Below are 18,043 nucleotides of genomic sequence, written 5' to 3'. Positions count from 1 at the left end.
CCGGGACGCCTTCTTTGCGGGACCTGCGACCAGCACAGAAAACTACCGGTCAGGCCGCATCGGGCCAGGAAGGAGGAACGCCGTGGCAGACCGGACGCACACCGACTACCTCTCACAGGGTCACCCTCACCACTACCCGCACGCCGCAGCGGCGCCTAACGTCGAAAGGGTGCCCGCCGAAAGCCTGGGAAGCTTCCTGAAGACCCGACGCGACCGGACCGATCCCCGGCTCATCGGGATCGACACCGACGGCGCCGCGCGCCGCGTCCCCGGCCTGCGCCGCGAGGAGCTCGCCAGGCTCGCCGGCGTCAGCGTCGGCTACTACACCCGCATCGAGCAGGACCAGACCGGAACCGCCTCGCCCCAGGTGCTCGACGCCCTGGTCACGGCGATGCAGCTCGACGACGCCGAGCGCACCCACCTGTTCAACCTCGCGGGCTCCGGGCGCCCGACGCGCATGACCCGGCCCGAGCCGGAGCACCCGCACGGGCGCGTGCTGGCGCTGTTCGAGTCCCTCGAGGAGAAGATCCCCGCGATCGTCCTCGGCCGGCGCGGCGACGTCCTCGCGTGGAACCACTCCGGCCACGAGCTGCTGTCGGAGCACACCCCGTTCGACGCGCCGCTGGACCCCGAGCAACGCCCGTCCGTCCCCCGCGCGTTCTTCCTCGACCCGCTGACGCGCGACCTCTACCAGAACTGGGACGAACTCGCCCGGACGCATGTCGCCTACCTGAGGCTCACCTCCGGGCGGCACCCGCGGGACGCACGCCTCGCCGAGCTCATCGGCGAGCTCACGATGAAGAGCGACGAGTTCGCCGACCTGTGGACACGCGGAGAGGTCGCCGACTGCACCGTCGGGACGATGCTCCTGGCGCATCCCACCCTGGGAAGCATGAACATCGACTACCAGGTCTGGCTGCAACCCGAGTCGACCGATCACCGCCTCGAGGTCTACACGCCGAACGACGCCGCGTCCCGTGACGCGCTCCGCCTCCTGCCGAGCCGGATCAGCGGCACAGCCTGACCCGCCGCGCGGGAACCCGCCGCGCACCCCCGCCAAGAACGCTCACCACCACGCCCGAAGGGTCATCACATGCACCTCGCGCGCCTCATGACACGAGCATTCGACCAGTACTCTGCACGCCCAGCCCTCGCCGAACGCCGGCCCGTCCCCCGCACCAACGAGCAGGTCCAGAGCCTCGACGCCCGGCAGCTCGACCACTACGACGCGATCACCTACGCGGAGCTGTCCGCGCGGGTGCGATCGGTCGCCGCCCAGCTCACCGCCGCCGAGCCGCGGCTGGCGGCCGGCGACGTCGTCGCCTTCCTCGGCTACGCCGGCATCGACTACGTCACCGCGGACCTCGCCTGCAACCTGGCGGGTCTCACCACGGTGCCGCTGCAGACGAGCGCCTCGGCCGAGACCCAGCAGGCGATCCTGGACGAGATCGAGCCCCGCGCGATCGTCGTCACCTCCGCGCTGCTCGCCCGGGCGGCCGTGCTGACCTCGGCGACCCCGACGGTCGAGCGGGTGCTCGTCACCGACCACCGGGGCGGCGACGAGGAGCACCGGCGGCGGCTCGCCGGCTTCCGGGCCGAGCGCGGGATCGTCCCGCAGACGCTGGACCTGTCGCCGGCCCCCTTCACCGCCGCCGCACCCGGCGACGCACCCGGCGGCGACCACCCGGCCATGCTCCTGTACACGTCGGGCAGCACCGGTGCGCCCAAGGGCGCCATCTACCCCGAGCACCTGGTCGCCGCCATGTGGGGCGGGGACGGCTGGGCGGAGTTCTTCGCGATGCAGTCCGACGTCTCCAACTTCCACTACATGCCGATGAGCCACGTCGCGGGGCACTCGTCGGTGCGCGGCACCCTGGCGCGCGGGGGCCTGACCCACTTCGCCTCGTCGCACGACCTGGCCGACTTCTTCGAGGACCTGCGGCTGGCCGAGCCGACGGAGCTGTCCCTGGTCCCGCGGATCTGCGAGCTGATCTTCCAGGAGTACCAGCGCAGGCTGCAGGCCCACGGCGACGCCGGCGCGCGGGACGACGAGGTGACGGCGGCGTCGGTCCGCGCGGCGATGCGCACCGACGTCTTCGGCGGGCGGGTCGGCTGGGCCAGCTGCACCTCGGCACCCGTCTCGCCGCAGCTGAAGCAATTCATGGAGGACCTGCTCGGGATCAAGGTCCACGAGCTGTACGGGACGACCGAGATCGGCGGCGTCCTCTCGGACGGATCCTTCCTGAGCCCGCCGGTGATCGACTACCGGCTGGAGGACGTCCCGGAACTCGGGTACCACTCCACGGACCTCCCCGACGCCCGCGGCGAGCTCCTCGTCCGGAGCCGCTCGACGGTTCCCGGGTACTTCCGCCGCCCGGAGCTGAACGCGCGGGTGTTCACCCCCGACGGCTACTACCGCACCGGTGACATCGCCGCCGTCGACGCCACCGGCACCGTGCGCATCGTCGACCGGCGGAACGCGATCATCAAGCTGTCGCAGGGCGAGTTCGTCGCGCTCCCCTCGCTGGAGGCCACCTACGCGTCGCGCAGCCCCGCGCTGAGCCAGGTGTTCCTCTACGGCAACAGCGCGCGCCCCTACACCCTGGCGGTGGCGGTCCCGAGCCCGGAACTCGTCGGCGAGACCGGGGGCGACACCCCGGCCCTGCACGACCGGCTGCTCGCCGAGTTCCGCAGGGTCGCGCAGGAGACGTCGCTCAACTCCTACGAGATCCCCCGGGACCTGGTGGTCGAGACCGAACCCTTCAGCGAGGCGAACGGCCTGCTCTCCGACCACCGCAAGATCGTGCGCCCGGCACTCACGAAGAAGTACGGGCCGGCCCTCGAGGCGCTCTACGAGCAGCTCGGCTCCTCGGCCACCGCCCGCCTCGCGGCCCTGCGGGAGTCAGCGGCCTCCGCGCCGGTCCTCGACACCGTCCGGGCGGCCGTCGGCATCACCCTCGGCGGCGCCCTCGACCAGATCTCGCCGGCGGCGCGCTTCCGGGACCTCGGCGGCGACTCCCTGACCGCCGTGGAGCTGTCCCGGCTGCTGGAGCAGGTCCTCGGCGTCCGGGTCCCGGTCAACACGCTGACGAGCGAGACCGGCACGATCGACGGGATCGCCCGGGTCCTCGACGCGCGTCGTCGTTCCGCGCACGCCCCGGTGTCGCCCGGCGGGATCCACACCCGCCCGGACGGCGTCCTGCTGGCGAGCGAGCTCTCGCTGCCGCGCTTCCTCGGCCAGGACTTCCGCCCCGCGAGCGCGGACCGCGCCGCCGTCGCCGACGCCGACGCCGCCGCCGTCACCGGCGAGACCGTGCTGGTCACGGGAGCCAACGGGTACCTCGGCCGCTTCCTCGCCCTCGAGCTGCTCCGGCGCGCCGCGCGGTCCGGCGGGCGGGTCGTCTGCCTGGTGCGCGCGCACGACGACGACGCGGCCCGGCACCGGCTCCGTCAGGTCTTCGCGACCGACCACCGCCTGGCCGACGAGATCGACCGGCTCGCGCCGCACCTCGAGGTGCTCGCCGGCGACCTCGCCGAGCCGGGCCTCGGGCTCGCCCCCGCGGCCTGGGAGCGCCTGGCCCGCGACGTCGACCGCATCTACCACGCCGGCGCCATGGTCAACCACGCCCTGTCGTACCACGACCTCTTCGACGCCAACGTCGGCGGCACCGCGGAGATCATCCGGCTCGCCGCGACGACCCGCCGCACGCCCGTCGTCTTCGTCTCGAGCATCGCGACGGCGCTGCTGGCCGCCGGCGGGCCGCCGCTCGACGAGCACGCCGACATCCGGCACGCCCTGGCACGGATCGCCCCGCGGGGCGGCAACGTCGAGGGCTACGCGGCCAGCAAGTGGGCGGGCGAGGTCCTCCTGCGGGAGGCCCACGAACACCTCGGCCTCCCGGTCACCGTGATCCGGGCGAGCATGATCCTCGCCCATTCCACCTACCGCGGCCAGATCAACGTCCCCGACACCTTCTCCCGGCTGCTCTACAGCCTCGCCCTCACCGGCGTGGCCCCCGCGTCCTTCTACGCCGGCGGGACGGGCCGGCGCGCCCATTACGACGGCCTGCCGGTCGACGTGGTGGCGGCCTCGATCGTCGACGTCAGCCGGCCGGCCGGCGCCGGCCACACCGTCTGCCACCTCGTCAATCCGCTCGACGACGGCGTCTCGCTCGATTCCGTGGTCGACTGGCTCGCCGAGGCCGGCGTCCGGATCACGCGGATCGCCGACCACGCGGAGTGGTTCGAGCGCTTCTCCTCGAGCCTGCGCTCCCTGGCGGACGACGACCGGCGGGCGTCCGTGCTCCCGCTCCTGGACAACTTCGCCACGCCCGAGCCCGCGATCCCCGGGTCGAGGATCCCGGCGGAGAGGTTCACCGAGCACCTGCGGGCGCACGGCGACCAGGACCGGATCCGCAGCCTCGACCCCGGCTTCGCCGAGAAGTCGCTCGCCGACCTCGAACTGGCGTTCTCGCGCACGCTGCGCCGCTGAGTCCCCTGCCGCCGCTGGGTACCCCTGCCCGGGATACCCACGGCAGTGTCCTTGTTGTCCTCACCGGCCCCCTCCAGCATGGGAAACATGAACGCATCAGCCGAACGAACCCGGCACACCCCGCCCGCGGCACCGCGGCGGTCCTGGATCGGGCTCCTTGTCACCCTCGGTCCCGTGCTCCTGGTCGCCATGGACGGCTCCGTGCTCTTCCTGGCGATGCCGAGCATCAACGAGGCCATCGCGCCGACGACGGACCAGAGCCTGTGGATCCTGGACATCTACGGGTTCGTCGTCGGCTCCCTGCTGATCACGTTCGGCAACGTCGGCGACCGGTTCGGGCGGCTGCGGCTGCTGCTCGTGGGGGCCTCCGTCTTCGGGGCCGGCTCCCTCGCCGGGGCCTTCGCGCCGAGCCCGGAGATCCTGATCGCGTGCCGGGCCCTGATGGCGCTCGGCGGCGCGACGCTCCTGCCCTCGGCGCTCGCCGTCATCAGCGAGCTGTTCGAGAACCCGGTCCAGCGGGCTCGCGCCATCGGCATCTTCGCCGCCACGTTCGCGGCGGGCTTCGTCATCGGGCCGATCGTCGGGGGCCTGCTCCTGAGCAGCTTCTGGTGGGGATCGGTGTTCCTCATCAACCTCCCGGTCGTGGTCGTGTTCCTCTGCACGGCGCCCGTGCTGCTGCGGGAGGTCCGGGGAACCCGGCCCGGGAAGATCGACCTCGCCAGCGTCGTGCTGTCCGCGGGCGGGCTGCTCCTGGCGATCTACGGGATCAAGCACGTGGCCACCTACGGCATCGACCTGACGCATGCCCTGATCATGGTCGCCGGGGGCGGCCTCCTGACGGCCTTCGTGATGCGTCAGACGCGGATCCCGAACCCCCTGCTCCAGACCGTGCTGTTCCGGGAACGCGTCTTCTCGGTCGCGATCCTCACCGGCCTGCTCTCGCTCTTCGTCTGGTCCGCGGCCGCCTACCTGAGCATGACCTACCTGCAGTCCGTCCTGGGCTACTCGGTGCTCGCCTCCGCGCTGTACGCGGTCCCCGGCGCCGTCGTCCTGACGCTCTCGAGCGTGTTCACGCCGCGTCTCGTCGAGCGCACCGGGCCCCGCACCGCGCTCATCCTGTGCCATCTGTCGATGGCGGGCGGTGTCCTCCTGCTCCTGCTCACCGGGGCGGAGTCCGGGGTGGCCGCCTACATCGCCTCGACCGTCGTGGCGAGCCTGGGCTTCGGGATCTCGTTCAGCCTGGTCGCGGACACCGCCGTCGGCGCCGTGCCCGAGTCCCGGGCCGGCGCGGCCGGCGCGATCGCGGAGACGAGCAACGAGATCGGCAACGCCCTGGGCATCGCCCTGCTCGGCTCGCTGCTCACCGTCGTGTTCCGGCTCACCTTCCCCGGCGACTCGACGGGCATCGCCGAGTTCATCGACGAGCACGGGACCGGCGACCCGCTGTTCGCCGAGGCTCAGGCCGCCTTCCTCACCGGCTATCACGCCGTCGCCGTCGTGGCCGCCGCCACGTGTCTCGGGCTGGCGGTCCTCGCGATCCGCTGGATCCCGAGGGCCGGACAGGACGACACGACGCCGCCGGCCACCCGGGCGGACCCGCAGCCGGCCCGGCAGAACGGGTGACCACCTCCTCCCCGGCCCTCGGTCCGTCGCCCCGCGTCACGGCGGGGCGGCGGGCCGCCCGCGCCCCGGAGCCCCCCGGGCCGTCCCGCCGCGCCGATCCGGCCCTCGCCGACGACGGCATCGCCGGGCCCCAGGCCTTCCTCGAGCACATCGGCCCGGACTTCTTCACCTCGCTGCGGCGGGCCGACCAGCGCCGCGCGGCCGTCCTCTACGTCTCCGGCCTGCTGTCGACACCCGGCCGGAAGTCCGCCCGGAACATCGCGCGCACCGTCGGCGAGTCCGCCGCGGCCCAGCGATTTCATCACTTCGTCAACGTCTCGCCGTGGGACTGGATCCCCGTGCGCCGCGCGGTCGTCCGCGCCGTGGGGCGGTTCCAGCCCCCGAGCGCGTGGGTGATCCAGCAGTCGGTGTTCCCGAAGACCGGGCGCCTGTCGGCAGGGGTCGACCGCATCTACGACCCCGATCACGGCCGGACGCTGGTCGGGCAGCGCGTCCTCGGCGTGTGGGCCGCCTCGCCCGGGTTCGGGGTCCCGGCCGACTGGCACCTGCTCATGCCGGGCGCCCCGGACCCGGCGCAGCCGCCGCACGACGCCGCGGTCACGTCCGAGCAGACCGGATCGGACGAGCTGCCCGCGGTCGTCGCCCGGCTCGGCGACCGCGCCGTCAGGCAGTCCGGCCCTCGCCGCCCACTCGTGATCGACCTGCGCCTCGCCGACAGCGCACCGCTCCTCGCCCGCTTGCGGGCCCTCGGCCTCCCGTTCCTGCTCAGGGTCGACGCCGGCCTCCGCCTGCGGGTTCCCGCCGCCGGCGCCCGGCCGACGAGCCCGGAGCAGCTGCTCGGCTCGGACCGGGGAGCGCTGAGACGCCTGGTCAGTCATTCCGGCGGCACGCAGACCGTCGTCCTCGGGACGACGCACCCCGTGCTGCTCCACGACGGGCAGCCCGCCCAGGATCAGCCGCCCTTGCGCCTGCTCGGCCTGCGCCGGTCCGTGAACGCCCCGCCGGACGCCTGGCTGACCAACCTCACGCACCTGACGCTCCCCGAGCTGCACGGCCTGACCGAGCTGGCCGGTCGGACCCGGCAGGAGTTCTGGTCGGCGTGCACGCGGGTCGGGCTCCGCGATTTCACCGGCCGCACCGCGGACGGCTGGCACCGCCACCTCACGCTCGCGTCGGCGGCGTACGCCGTCACCGCCCTCGCCGGGATCGCCGCCGGGCCACGGCTCGCGGCTGACGGACAATTTCCGTCTTGACCTGCGACCTGACAAACTCGCAATCGACTTTTTGGGACATCCCAGGCCATCCGGCAGGCTCGTGTGCGGCATCTCTCACCTCACACGGAGAAGGGGTCATGGCTGGCATTCCTCAGATCGCCGAATACGTCCTACCCGAAGTGTCCGATCTCCCGGTCAACACCGCCGACTGGACCGCCCACCCCGGCCGCGCTGTCCTGCTGATCCACGACATGCAGCGGTACTTCCTCGATCCGTTCCCGGACGGAGTCCGGCGCCCGCTCGTCGACAACGTGGTGCTGCTGCGCGAACGCGCGGTCGCCCAGGGCGTACCCGTCGCGTACACCGCGCAGCCGGGCTCCATGACGCCGGAGCAGCGCGGGCTGCTCGCGGACTTCTGGGGCCCGGGGATGAACCGCTCCCCGGCCGAGCGCGCCGTCGTCGGCGAACTGACGCCGTCCGACGACGACTGGCTCCTGACCAAGTGGCGCTACAGCGCCTTCTTCAAGACCGACCTGCTGGACCGGATGCGCGCGGCCGGCCGCGACCAGCTGATCATCTGCGGCGTGTACGCCCACGTCGGGATCCTCGCCACGGCGATCGAGTCCTTCTCGCACGACATCGAGACGTTCCTCGTCGCCGACGCCACCGCGGACTTCTCCGAGGCCGAGCACCACCAGGCCCTCGGCTACGCCGCGGCGCGCTGCGCCACGGTGCGGTGCGCGAAGGAGGTGCTGGCGTGACCGACCTCCTGGCACAGGTCCTGGGCGCCGCGCCCGGGCCGTTCGCCCTGCTCCACCGCCCCGTGACCGGCGGCCGGCACGTCGTGGACGTGATCACGGGCGAGGTCTCGTTCCCGGGCACGCTGTCCGGCGTCGTCCTCCCGGGGGCGTCCGGCGACGCCGGCGACGGCGGCACTCGTCCCGCCGGCGCCGCGCCCTCGGCCGGGCCCGCGCGCCGCGCCCACGACGTCCTGGTCCTCCTGCCCTACCGGCAGCTCGCGGAACGCGGCTTCGACGCCCCGGACGACGGCACCCCGCTCGTCGCCCTGACCGTCCGGGCGGAGGCCAGGGTCCCGCTCGGCGAGATCCTCGACCGCATCCCCGACGTCCCCGTCGCGCTGTCGGGATCGCGCTTCGCGCCCGACGACGCCGGGTACGCCGACCGGGTCCGGCGGGTCGTCGAGGACGAGATCGCGACCGGCCAGGGCGCGAACTTCGTGCTCCGCCGCACGTTCTCGGCCGACCTGACCACGGACCTGACCGCGGAGGGCTCCGGCGACACCGGCCGCACCGCCGCCCTGACGCTCTTCCGCCGCCTCCTGGAGCACGAGCAGGGCGCCCACTGGACGTTCGTCGTGTTCACCGGCGACCGCTACCTCGTGGGCGCGAGCCCCGAGCGGCACGTGAGCCTCGAGGGCGGCGTCGCGGTGATGAACCCGATCAGCGGCACGTTCCGCTATCCGCCGGGCGGCGCCGACCTGCCCTCGGTCATGGGCTTCCTCGCCGACCGCAAGGAGTCCGGGGAACTCGCCATGGTGCTGGACGAGGAACTCAAGATGATGGCCCGCATCTGCCCCGACGGCGGCCGGGTGTCCGGCCCGCACCTGAAGGAGATGGCGGCGCTCGCGCACACCGAGTACTTCATCTCGGGCCGCACCACGCGCGACCCGCGCGAGATCCTGCGCGAGACGCTCTTCGCCCCCACCGTCACCGGCAGCCCGCTGGAGAGCGCGTGCCGCGTCATCGCCCGCTACGAGCCGGAGGGGCGCGGCTACTACAGCGGCGTCGCCGCGCTCATCGGGCGGGACGACGACGGCGCGCCGGCCATGGACTCCGCCATCCTCATCCGCACGGCCGACATCGACGCGCGCGGCCACCTCGACCTCGCCGTCGGCGCCACGATCGTGCGGGACTCCGATCCCGACGGCGAGGCCGCCGAGACCCGTGCGAAGGCGGAGGGACTGCTGACGGCCCTGCGCGGGCGGCCGCGGCGCGGCTTCGCCCTGCACCCCGAGGTCCGCGGGGCGCTGGAGGGCCGCAACGAGCACCTGTCCGGGTTCTGGCTCGACGCCGCCACCACCCGCGACCCCATGCCCGAGCTCGCCGGGCGCAGCATCCTGCTGGTCGACGCCGAGGACACCTTCACCGCCATGATGGTGCAGCAGCTGCGCACCACGGGCGCGGACGTGACCGTGCGCCGGTTCGACGAGCCGTACGACGACGCCGGGCACGACCTGGTCCTGCTCGGCCCGGGCCCGGGCGACCCGAACGACCCCGGCTCGCCGAAGATGCGCCACCTGCGCGGCGAGGTCCGGCGCTTCCTCGCGAGCGGCCGGCCGTTCCTGGCGGTGTGCCTCAGCCACCAGGTCCTCAGCCGGGAGCTCGGGCTGCCCGTGCGCCGGCGGGAGCGCCCGAACCAGGGCGTGCAGCACACCATCGACCTGTTCGGCAGCACCGAGCGGGTCGGCTTCTACAACTCGTTCGCGGCCGTCGCGCCGTCGGACGTGCTCGACGTGGCGGGCATCGGCCGCGTCGACGTCTGCCGCGACACGGCCACGGGCGAGGTGCACGCCCTGCACGGACCCGGCTTCGCCTCGGTGCAGTTCCACGCCGAGTCCGTGCTCACCATCGACGGCGACCGGATCATCGCCCAGCTGGCCGGACGCGTCGCGCGCACGCTCGAGCCGACGTCGCCCGCCCCGGTGCCCTGATCGTCCCCGCCCCGCGACGTCGAACACCCCGCACCCCGCCCCCGGAAGTGAACGAGCCACAGGAGACCGAGCAATGACCCCCTTGCCATCGTCCCCCGAGATCCTCGCCCCGACCTCCGACTCCCGGGTCCGCGCCCTGGAACCGCTGCCCGCCCCGGCCGACGTGCTCGCCGAGCTGCCGCTCGACACCCGGTACGGCGACCTCGTGGACACCTCCCGCCGGGAGGTCCGCGACGTCCTGACCGGGACCGACGACCGGCTGCTCGCCGTCGTCGGGCCGTGCAGCGTCCACGACCCGGCCGCCGCCCTGGACTACGCCGGACGGCTCGCCAAGACCGCCCGCGAGCTCGCCGACGACCTGCTGATCGTGATGCGGGTCTACTTCGAGAAGCCCCGCACCACCGTCGGCTGGAAGGGCCTCATCAACGACCCGCACCTCGACGGCAGCCACGACGTCCACCACGGCCTGCGGCTGGCCCGCGAGGTGCTGCTCGGCGTGCTCGACGCCGAGATGCCGACCGCGTGCGAGTTCCTGGAACCTACCAGCCCGCAGTACATCGCCGACGCCGTGACCTGGGGCGCCATCGGCGCCCGCAACGTCGAGTCCCAGGTCCACCGGCAGCTCGCGTCGGGCCTGTCCATGCCCGTCGGGTTCAAGAACGCCACGGACGGCAACGTCCAGGTCGCCGTCGACGGCGCGATCACGGCCGCGAGCCCGCACACCTTCTTCGGGGTCGACCCCGCGGGCCGCGCGGCGGCGGTGGAGACCTCGGGCAACCCGGACTGCCACATCATCCTGCGCGGCGGGCGGGGCGGGCCCAACTACCGGCGGGACGACGTCGCCGCGGCGCTGGAGGTGGCGCGCAGGAGCGGGCTCGGCGGCGCCGTCGGACACGGCCTCGTCGTGGACGCCAGCCACGGCAACTCCGGCAAGGACCACCTGCGCCAGGCCGAGGTCGTCACCGAGATCGCCGCCCGCCTCGCCGACGGCGAACAGGGCATCACCGGCCTGATGATGGAGTCCTTCCTGGAGGCAGGCGCTCAGAAGCCCGGCCCCCTGGACACCCTCACCTACGGCCGGTCCGTCACCGACAAGTGCATGGACTGGACCACCACCGACAACCTCCTGCACACCCTCGCCCAGGCCGTCCGCACCCGCCGCACCGCCTGACGCCCGCGAGGCACGGCCGGCGTGAGTTCACTCACGATCCGCTGTCACCCGGTCACGTTCCGGCGGGCTTCGTCGTCATGTTCTCGAAGGGCACCTTCACGAGAGGCGAAGAGGGAACACGATGGTTCACGAAGCCCGCCGCGATCGGCACCGGATCGGAATCCGGGACATTCGCGCGACGGTGGTACCAGGAATGGCCCGGGGAATACGCGCCCTGAGGGCACGGATCTTCCCCGACAACTGGGCGGGGCTGCTCGGCGAGATCACCCTCGCGAACTTCGTCGTCTGCGGCCTCAGCGGCATTCTCCTGGCCACGCTCTACGACCCGTCGACCGAACAGGTCTTCTACGCGGGGCCCTACGAGCCCCTGCACGGGATCGGCATGTCGCGCGCCCTGGAATCGACCCTGCAGATCTCGTTCGAGGTACAGGGCGGCCTGCTGCTGCGACAGGTCCACAACTGGAGCGCGTCGCTGATGATCGCGACGCTGATCGTGCACATTCTCCACATCTACTTCTCCGGGAGGTTCCGCGCCCCGGCGCGGCTCCGCTGGCTCGCGCTCTTCGCCCTGCTGTTCGTCGCCATGGGCGCCGGGATGACCGGCTCGATCCTCCCCGACGACATGCTCTCGGGCAGCAGCCTCGCCGTCCTGGACGGCATCCTGAAGGCGATACCGCTGATCGGGCTGCGGATGTCCGACACCCTGTTCCAGGGCCAGTTCCCCAGCGGCGCGATCGGCACGATGTACCCGCTGCACCTGTACGCGCTGCCGACGCTGATGGCCGTCCTGTTCGCCGCGATCGCGTACCTGGGCCTGCCGGATCGGCCGGGCAGGCTCGCGGTGCTGCGGGGGGACGTGCTCGAGGACGCCGCGGGGCCCGGCGCCGCGGCACGCCCGCGCCCGCTGCGCCTGATCGCCGCGCGCACCGGCGGGACCATCCTGATCACCTTCGCGATCGTGACCGGGTTCTCGGCGGCGGTCTCGGTCAACCCGGTCTGGAGCTACGGCCCCGCCGACCCGGGCAACGCCGCGGCCGGCGCCGGCGCGGTCTGGTACCTCGCGTTCCTCGACGGCGCCCAGCGCCTGGTCCCGCCGGGCTGGGAGCTGGTGGTGGCCGACCGGACCGTCGTCCTCGCGCTCCTCGCGCCGATCACGCTCGTGGGCGTGTTCTTCGTCGCGGCCCTGGCCTACCCGTTCCTCGAGTCCCGGTTCGCCCGCGGCCGCGCCCGGCGCGCGCCGGGCGGCAAGCCGCACCACCACCCCGTGCGGACCTCCGTGGGCGTGGCCGCGATCGTCTTCTACGGCACGCTCTGGGCCGCGGCGGGCTCGGACGTGATCGCGCTCCTGTTCCAGCTCAGCAACGCCCGCGTGATCCAGGTGCTGCAGCTCACCCTGCTGCTCGGCCCGCTCCTGGGCTTCGCGGTCACCTGGTTCCTGTGCGCGGGGCTGCGGCGCAGGGAGGCGGAGATCGCCGAGCACGGGATGCCGACGGGCCGGATCATCCGCACCCCGGAGGGCGGGTACATCGAGGCCCACGCACCCGTGCAGGGGGCCGGTGCCCTGGAGTCCGCGGGCGGCCGGCGCCTCGACGCCGGGTCCTGACGCGGGGCTCTGAGCCAGGGGTCTCAGGCGGGGCTCCGAGGGGACCGGCGTCGCGATCTCCGCGACGCCGCCCCCGGACCGCGCCGGACTCCTGGCACCGCCTCGCCCGGGCCCAGGGCTTGGCGGGCCCGGCCCGCGCCGGTCAGCCGAGCAGCGCGGCGAAATGCGCCGCCGAGGCCACGGCCAGCACGAGGAATGCCGCGGGAAAGGCGATGTTACGGAACACGCGCGCCCGCACATGGGCGAGAAGCGCCCCCACGAAGAACAGCGCCAGACCTCCGGCCGCGGCGAATCCGAGCAACGGCATCCCGGCCAGCCCGATAACCAGCCCGGCGACTCCCGCGCCTTCCAGCAGAGCCAGGCAGGGAATCCATTTCTCGCCGACCCCCACCTCCGCCGAGTTCCGCATCACGAACTGCGCCCTGACGATCTTCGCCACGACCTCGAACGCATTGGCGAGAATGCAGCCGAATGTCGCGGCGAGCAAGCCACCCTCGAATAGTGCTATCACATGGCGAAGGTATGCAACTCGCACCGGATTCGCGCGCCGGAACCGCGGTCCGCCGCACAGGAATCGGGGCCCGCCCCGGACGTGGTCGTCCGGGACGGGCCCCGAGGGCAGGTCAGCTCAGTAGGTGGCGACGACCTGGTACGGCCCCGGCGTCGCGGTGGCGACGGCCAGGAGCTGCTTCACGTACTCGCCGGCCTCGGGGTTCGTCTGCACGGCCTTGAGGGCGTCCACGCTCTCCCAGCGGGCCACGTTCAGGACGCGCTTCCCGTCGGCGCTCGCGAGGAGCTCGAGCGAGACGAAGCCGGGCTGCTGCGAGATGACCTTCTCGGTGCCCTCCTTGAGGATCTCGATCGCCTCCTGCTGCTTCTCGGGCTCCACCTCGATGATGTTCACGAAGGTGACAGGTGCAGTCATCGGTTGCGTCCTTCCGTTTTTTCCGGTTAGTACTGGAGTTCGGGCGGGGCCCGGGCTCCCGGCGCCGCACTCTCGCGCCGCCTACCTGTTAGACGACACAGCCGCTGCGGATGTGAGGTTCACCCACCGGGGCGCCTCTCACCTCGGACCTCACAACCCGGCTCGCTGTCTCGTCTCTTTCAGGAAGAGACTTTTCGCAGGCGACAAACACACGGCCCCGTGAATCCCGGCGGACAACCTCTGGGATTCACCTGGCCCAGGGGGGAAAGTAACGGTCACACATGGACTCATATCAGGATGAACCGCCTCGCCTCGATCAGGCGATCGCCGAGCGCGACACGCTCCTGGGTCTCTGCTACCGGTTGCTGGGCTCGCTCAGCGACGCCGAGGACGCCGTCCAGGAGACCTACATCCGCTGGTACCGGCTCAGCGACGAGCAACGGGAGGAAGTCCTCTCACCCCGCGGCTGGCTCATCAAGACCGCGAGCCGGATCAGCCTCGACATCCTCGGGTCGGCACGCGTGCGCCGCGAGCATTACGTGGGCGACTGGCTCCCCGAGCCCGTGCCGGGTGCCGGGGCCTGGACCAGCCGGCCCGCCGACGCCTCGGCCGGGGACCCGGCCGACAGGATCAGCCTCGACGAGTCCGTCTCGATGGCGCTCCTGGTGGTACTGGAATCCATGACGCCCGCCGAGCGCGTCGCCTTCGTCCTGCACGACGTCTTCGGGTACACCTTCCGGGAGGTCGGCGAGATCGTCGGCCGCACCCCCGAGGCGTGCCGTCAGCTGGCCTCGTCCGCGCGGCGCAGGGCGCCGCGGCAGGCGCGGCGGGTCAGCCGCGCGTCGCACGACGCCGTCGTGCGCTCGTTCAAGGACGCCTGGCAGCGCGGCAACGTCGAGTCGATGATCGCCCTCCTGGATCCCGGCGCGAAGGCGGTGACCGACGGCGGTGGGCTGGTCTCCGCCCCTGTCGCGCCGATCCTGGGCGCACCGGCCGTCGCGGACCTGTTCCTCGACGTGCTCCACCGCGAACCCGAGATCGCCGTCCGCACGGAGACGGTCAACGGCCGCCTCGGCCTGGTCGCCCACCTCGGCGACCGGATCATGGCGGTCATCACGATCTCGATGAACGCCACCGGGATCCACGAGATCTGGGTGGTCCGCAACCCGGAGAAGCTTCGTGCCTGGCATCCGGACACGAACATCTGACACGGACAGCTGACACGAGCATCTGACACGGACAGCTGACCGAGGGGCCGCCCGCCGCCGGGCGGCCCCTCGACGGCTACCGGCTCAGGCGGATGATCGCCGAGGCCGTCGACGCCAGGGTGATGTGACGGTGCCAGCCGCCGTAGGTGCGGCCGGTGAAGTCGCAGAGGCCGACCGTGCGGCTCGCGGCGGCGAAGTCGCGTTCGACCTGGTCGATCAGGCGGGTATAGGCGTGGAGGGTCGTCGGCCGCGCGTCCGGGAGGTTGGTCAGCCAGGCCTCGCCGGGCCACGGCCCGCCGAGCTCGCCCAGGCCCAGGAGCATCAGCGGGGTGCCGGCGCCCGGCACGCCGGCGGCCACGCGACCCGGGCCGCCTCCCGCGCGGGTCACCGTGCCCGCCGGCCCGCCGCCCGGACCCGCCGGAACCGCGGCCCGGACGGGCAGCGTCACCGCCATGACCGGTTTCCCGCCGGCCCCGGCGGGGGCGCCCGCGATCACCTGGCGGCGGCGGGCCTGCTCCGCCAGGAGGTCGCGGGCGCGCCGCGGCGGGCCGGTGCGCGCCACCCCGTCGAGGCGCAGCGGCAGGTCGCGGGAGATCCGCGCCACGAACCCGATGCCCCGGGCGGCCAGCAGCGGCAGGAGCGAGGCCGAGTCGAGCTCCCGGGAGTCCAGCACGAGGGGCAGCGCGGGCAGCCGCCACTCCTCGACCAGCCGGGCCCGCATCGCCAGCACCGCCCCGGCGACGTCGACCGGCTCGACGTGATCGGGGATCTCCGCCGCCCGCCGGGACCCGGCGTCGCCGAGCCAGGAGTCGGGCAGCCGCAGGTGCCAGTCCACGGGCGCGGACGCCGTCGCCGACGCCGCCCAGAGGTCGAGCGTGCGCTGCCCGTTGACCGTGCGCCCGCTGCCCGGGTCGAAGGCCCGCTGCACGCCCACCGTGTTCCGGCCCGCCTTGGGGATCACCGTCTGGTGGACCACCCAGGCCCGCGGCGAGACGCCCTCGACCAGCTGCCGCGCGCTGGCGGCCCGGACCGGCCCCCAGTCCCAGGGCGACCGGCTCACGAAGTGGTGCAGGCTCTGGGCCGCCGCGGCGCCCCCGACCGCGCGCGCGATGTTCCGCACCGACTTGCGGCCCGGCGTCGTGAGCAGGGCGTGGACGTACTGCATCGCCTTGGTCTGCTGGTCCCTGCGCTCCAGGGAACGGAACAGCTCCGGCCCCAGCTCGCGCAGGAGGCCCGCGTGCGAGCCGCGCCCGCCGCGCGGGATCCCGGGAGCGCTCCCATCCATGGCGGGCACATCGCCGGGCGCACGGGAAAGAAGTGCCGAATCGATTTCCAAGACCTGCGACATGTCTGCCCCTCGTCGGATGTGTCACTGCGGATACGTCACTGCCGTGTTCCGCTCCCGCCCGGGGACCAGCTGGGATCACCCGGGGATCTCGAACCTGCGCACACCTCCCGGGCCCGGCCGGCCGCCGTCGGCCGGGACCGCCCGCACCGGCTGGCCGGCCCACGGCAGGAAGAGCCTGTCGCTGAGGTGGGACACCGCCAGCACGCCCGGAGCGGACGACGTCGCGGTGTCACCCGGGCCGCCCGCCGGCCGGCCGGTCTCGTCGGCCAGCTCCCAGCGGACGTACGGGTCGAACCCCTCGTAGACCAGCGGCCCGCCGTCCCGGCCGAAGAGGCCGGTCCGGAACTCCGCGAGCACGCCCGGGCAGCTGAGGATCGCGCTGATCTCGCAGCTCTCCGGGAGCACCTCGCGCAGGCGCCGCGCCCGGGCGGGCCACCGGTGCGCGTCGTACAGGGTGATGTGCCGGATCCGGCCCCACACGGGCGCCTGCGGCGGGGCCTGGTCGAGCAGTCCCTCGAGCAGCTCGACGGTGGTCACCACGTACGCGACGCCGCCCCGGTCCAGGATCCGCGGGGCCTCGGCGGGCCGGTTCGCAAAGACCGCGCCGGAACCCAGGCGGCCCGCCCGCGCCGTGCTCACCGCGCGGGCGAACCCGTACCCGGCGGGCAGCAGCACGAGCGTGTCCCCAACGGTCCGGCCGGGGCCGCGGGCGTACCGCGCCACCCGCCAGTCCACGACCTGTTCCAGCCAGGTGCGCGGCAACGGCAGCTCGGGTGCCACGATCTCGTCGTCGTCCGTACCGGCGGCCGCCAGGAGGTCCCGGGGCGCGGCGGCGCGGGCGCGCCGCGCCCAGGGACGGAAGCGCTCCAGGTCGCGCCAGCCGACGACGTCGCGCACCGGGTCGAAGTCCAGCTCGCCCGCCACGCTCAGCCAGAAGGGGGAACCCGTCGCCTCGCCGAAGTGGCGGCGCATGGCGTCGCCCAGGAACCGGGCGACGCCGGCCGCGTCCGGCGTGCCGCGGGTGACGACGGGGCCCGCCGCGGCGCTCATGGCTGCAGCCGCACGGTCGTCCAGCGGCCCGGCTCCCGCCGGTAGACGAGCCGCTCGTGGAGCCGCTCCTGGCCGTCGGCCCAGAACTCGATCTCCGTGGGCCGGATCTCGTACACGCGATACGGGGCCGGGCGCGGCAGGGGCGCCTGACCCGCGAGCTCCTGGGCGGTGCGGCGCAGGTCCTCGACGTCGTCCAGCGGCTGGCTCTGCCGCGTCGCCGCGGACATCGCGTGCGTCGCGGGCGGCCGGGCGGCCCAGCGCTCGTCGGCCGTCGCCTCGTCGAGCAGCACGGCCTCGCCGGCGATCGCGATCTGCTCGCTGGTCTCCCGCCAGTAGAGCAGGCCGGCGACCCGCGGGTTCTCCGCGATCTCGCGGCCCTTGCGGCTCGTCTCGTGCGAGGCGAACAGGAGGCCCTGCGCCGTCAGGCCGATGATCGCCACGATGCGGGCCGAGGGCTGCCCGCTGGCGGGCACCGTGGCGAGCGTCAGGGCGCGCGGCTCGCGCACGCCCAGGGCGGTCGCGCGTTCGACCCGGGCGGCCAGCAGCGCCATCGGGTCCTGGGGCGGGTCCAGGAACTCGGGGAAATCGACCTCGATGGAACCGGTGAGCGTCTCGGACATGCCTCTGGCCATGGGATCGCCTTTCGCGTGGTGGGCTTGCACAAATGGCTCGGGTGGG

Annotated in this window: 14 protein-coding genes; 9 read left to right on the top strand and 5 right to left on the bottom strand. The window is 73.3% G+C overall.

The annotated features are described in order from the left end of the window. The first annotated feature begins 169 nt into the window (after window positions 1-169). The 8 genes from ABD208_RS05330 (at window position 170) to ABD208_RS05295 (ending at window position 12,834) form a co-directional block, all read left to right on the top strand. Complete coding sequence (locus ABD208_RS05330) at window positions 170-1,024, top strand: helix-turn-helix transcriptional regulator (protein WP_344100296.1); 855 nt, start codon at window positions 170-172, stop codon at window positions 1,022-1,024. Window positions 1,025-1,093: 69 nt separating this feature from the next. After that, complete coding sequence (locus tag ABD208_RS05325) at window positions 1,094-4,492, top strand: thioester reductase domain-containing protein (RefSeq protein ID WP_344100294.1); 3,399 nt, start codon at window positions 1,094-1,096, stop codon at window positions 4,490-4,492. A gap of 87 nt (window positions 4,493-4,579) precedes the next feature. Further along, window positions 4,580-6,115, top strand: coding sequence for an MFS transporter (locus ABD208_RS05320; RefSeq protein ID WP_344100292.1), 1,536 nt, complete (start codon window positions 4,580-4,582; stop codon window positions 6,113-6,115). Further along, window positions 6,112-7,368, top strand: a complete 1,257-nt coding sequence (locus ABD208_RS05315) for an IS701 family transposase (RefSeq protein ID WP_344100290.1) — start codon at window positions 6,112-6,114, stop codon at window positions 7,366-7,368. Before ABD208_RS05320 ends, ABD208_RS05315 begins: the two co-directional genes overlap by 4 nt. Before the next feature lie 98 nt (window positions 7,369-7,466). Beyond that, window positions 7,467-8,090: an isochorismatase family protein gene (locus ABD208_RS05310; protein WP_344100289.1), complete on the top strand. Its 624-nt coding sequence runs from the start codon at window positions 7,467-7,469 to the stop codon at window positions 8,088-8,090. Beyond that, window positions 8,087-10,060 carry an anthranilate synthase family protein gene (locus ABD208_RS05305; protein WP_344100288.1) on the top strand — a complete coding sequence of 658 codons (1,974 nt, stop codon included), beginning with the start codon at window positions 8,087-8,089 and terminating at the stop codon, window positions 10,058-10,060. The genes ABD208_RS05310 and ABD208_RS05305 overlap by 4 nt, the downstream gene beginning before the upstream one ends. Before the next feature lie 73 nt (window positions 10,061-10,133). Continuing rightward, complete coding sequence (locus ABD208_RS05300; RefSeq protein WP_344100287.1) at window positions 10,134-11,231, top strand: 3-deoxy-7-phosphoheptulonate synthase; 1,098 nt, start codon at window positions 10,134-10,136, stop codon at window positions 11,229-11,231. A gap of 193 nt (window positions 11,232-11,424) precedes the next feature. Further along, a complete protein-coding gene (locus ABD208_RS05295) occupies window positions 11,425-12,834 on the top strand; it encodes a cytochrome b (protein ID WP_344100285.1) in 1,410 nt (469 codons plus the stop codon). Between the two features lie 142 nt (window positions 12,835-12,976). Here the strand turns inward: ABD208_RS05295 and ABD208_RS05290 are convergent, their stop codons facing one another. Together ABD208_RS05290 and ABD208_RS05285 are read right to left on the bottom strand one after the other, a co-directional pair. Then, on the bottom strand, window positions 12,977-13,345 hold the full coding sequence (locus tag ABD208_RS05290) for a DoxX family protein (protein WP_344100283.1): 369 nt from the start codon (window positions 13,343-13,345) through the stop codon (window positions 12,977-12,979). 117 nt (window positions 13,346-13,462) lie between these two features. Beyond that, entirely contained in the window at window positions 13,463-13,759 is a 297-nt protein-coding gene (locus ABD208_RS05285; RefSeq protein ID WP_344100281.1) for an antibiotic biosynthesis monooxygenase family protein, read from the bottom strand. A 281-nt stretch (window positions 13,760-14,040) separates the two neighbouring features. Here ABD208_RS05285 and sigJ point away from each other — a divergent pair, with 281 nt between their 5' ends. Beyond that, window positions 14,041-14,967, top strand: a complete 927-nt coding sequence (gene sigJ / locus ABD208_RS05280; protein ID WP_344100279.1) for an RNA polymerase sigma factor SigJ — start codon at window positions 14,041-14,043, stop codon at window positions 14,965-14,967. Window positions 14,968-15,043: 76 nt separating this feature from the next. On the opposite strand, the gene ABD208_RS05275 is transcribed toward sigJ, so the two are convergent. From ABD208_RS05275 to phzG, 3 genes are all read right to left on the bottom strand, one after another. After that, the gene (locus ABD208_RS05275) at window positions 15,044-16,252 is read right to left on the bottom strand and encodes an IS701 family transposase (RefSeq protein WP_344100277.1); all 1,209 of its coding nucleotides are present in this window, start codon (window positions 16,250-16,252) and stop codon (window positions 15,044-15,046) included. A 138-nt stretch (window positions 16,253-16,390) separates the two neighbouring features. After that, the gene (locus ABD208_RS05270; RefSeq protein ID WP_344100275.1) at window positions 16,391-17,365 is read right to left on the bottom strand and encodes a hypothetical protein; all 975 of its coding nucleotides are present in this window, start codon (window positions 17,363-17,365) and stop codon (window positions 16,391-16,393) included. Beyond that, the gene (gene phzG, locus ABD208_RS05265) at window positions 17,362-17,997 is read right to left on the bottom strand and encodes a phenazine biosynthesis FMN-dependent oxidase PhzG (RefSeq protein ID WP_344100273.1); all 636 of its coding nucleotides are present in this window, start codon (window positions 17,995-17,997) and stop codon (window positions 17,362-17,364) included. Before phzG ends, ABD208_RS05270 begins: the two co-directional genes overlap by 4 nt. Window positions 17,998-18,043: the final 46 nt, after the last annotated feature.

Origin of the sequence: Myceligenerans crystallogenes (genome assembly GCF_039529775.1) — a bacterium.
GTDB lineage: Bacteria > Actinomycetota > Actinomycetes > Actinomycetales > Cellulomonadaceae > Myceligenerans > Myceligenerans crystallogenes.
Note: the sequence above shows the minus strand (reverse complement) of the source record. Positions and strands in the feature narration are given on the sequence as shown.

What these genes read in the sequence shown, in the direction of transcription:
- ABD208_RS05325 (WP_344100294.1), top strand. Translation starts at nt 1,094, where the DNA reads ATGCACCTCGCGCGCCTCATGACACGAGCATTCGACCAGTACTCTGCA.
- ABD208_RS05320 (WP_344100292.1), top strand. Translation starts at nt 4,580, where the DNA reads ATGAACGCATCAGCCGAACGAACCCGGCACACCCCGCCCGCGGCACCG.
- ABD208_RS05310 (WP_344100289.1), top strand. Translation starts at nt 7,467, where the DNA reads ATGGCTGGCATTCCTCAGATCGCCGAATACGTCCTACCCGAAGTGTCC.
- ABD208_RS05300 (WP_344100287.1), top strand. Translation starts at nt 10,134, where the DNA reads ATGACCCCCTTGCCATCGTCCCCCGAGATCCTCGCCCCGACCTCCGAC.
- ABD208_RS05295 (WP_344100285.1), top strand. Translation starts at nt 11,425, where the DNA reads ATGGCCCGGGGAATACGCGCCCTGAGGGCACGGATCTTCCCCGACAAC.
- ABD208_RS05285 (WP_344100281.1), bottom strand. Translation starts at nt 13,759, where the DNA reads ATGACTGCACCTGTCACCTTCGTGAACATCATCGAGGTGGAGCCCGAG.
- sigJ (WP_344100279.1), top strand. Translation starts at nt 14,041, where the DNA reads ATGGACTCATATCAGGATGAACCGCCTCGCCTCGATCAGGCGATCGCC.
- ABD208_RS05275 (WP_344100277.1), bottom strand. Translation starts at nt 16,252, where the DNA reads ATGGATGGGAGCGCTCCCGGGATCCCGCGCGGCGGGCGCGGCTCGCAC.
- ABD208_RS05270 (WP_344100275.1), bottom strand. Translation starts at nt 17,365, where the DNA reads ATGAGCGCCGCGGCGGGCCCCGTCGTCACCCGCGGCACGCCGGACGCG.
- phzG (WP_344100273.1), bottom strand. Translation starts at nt 17,997, where the DNA reads ATGGCCAGAGGCATGTCCGAGACGCTCACCGGTTCCATCGAGGTCGAT.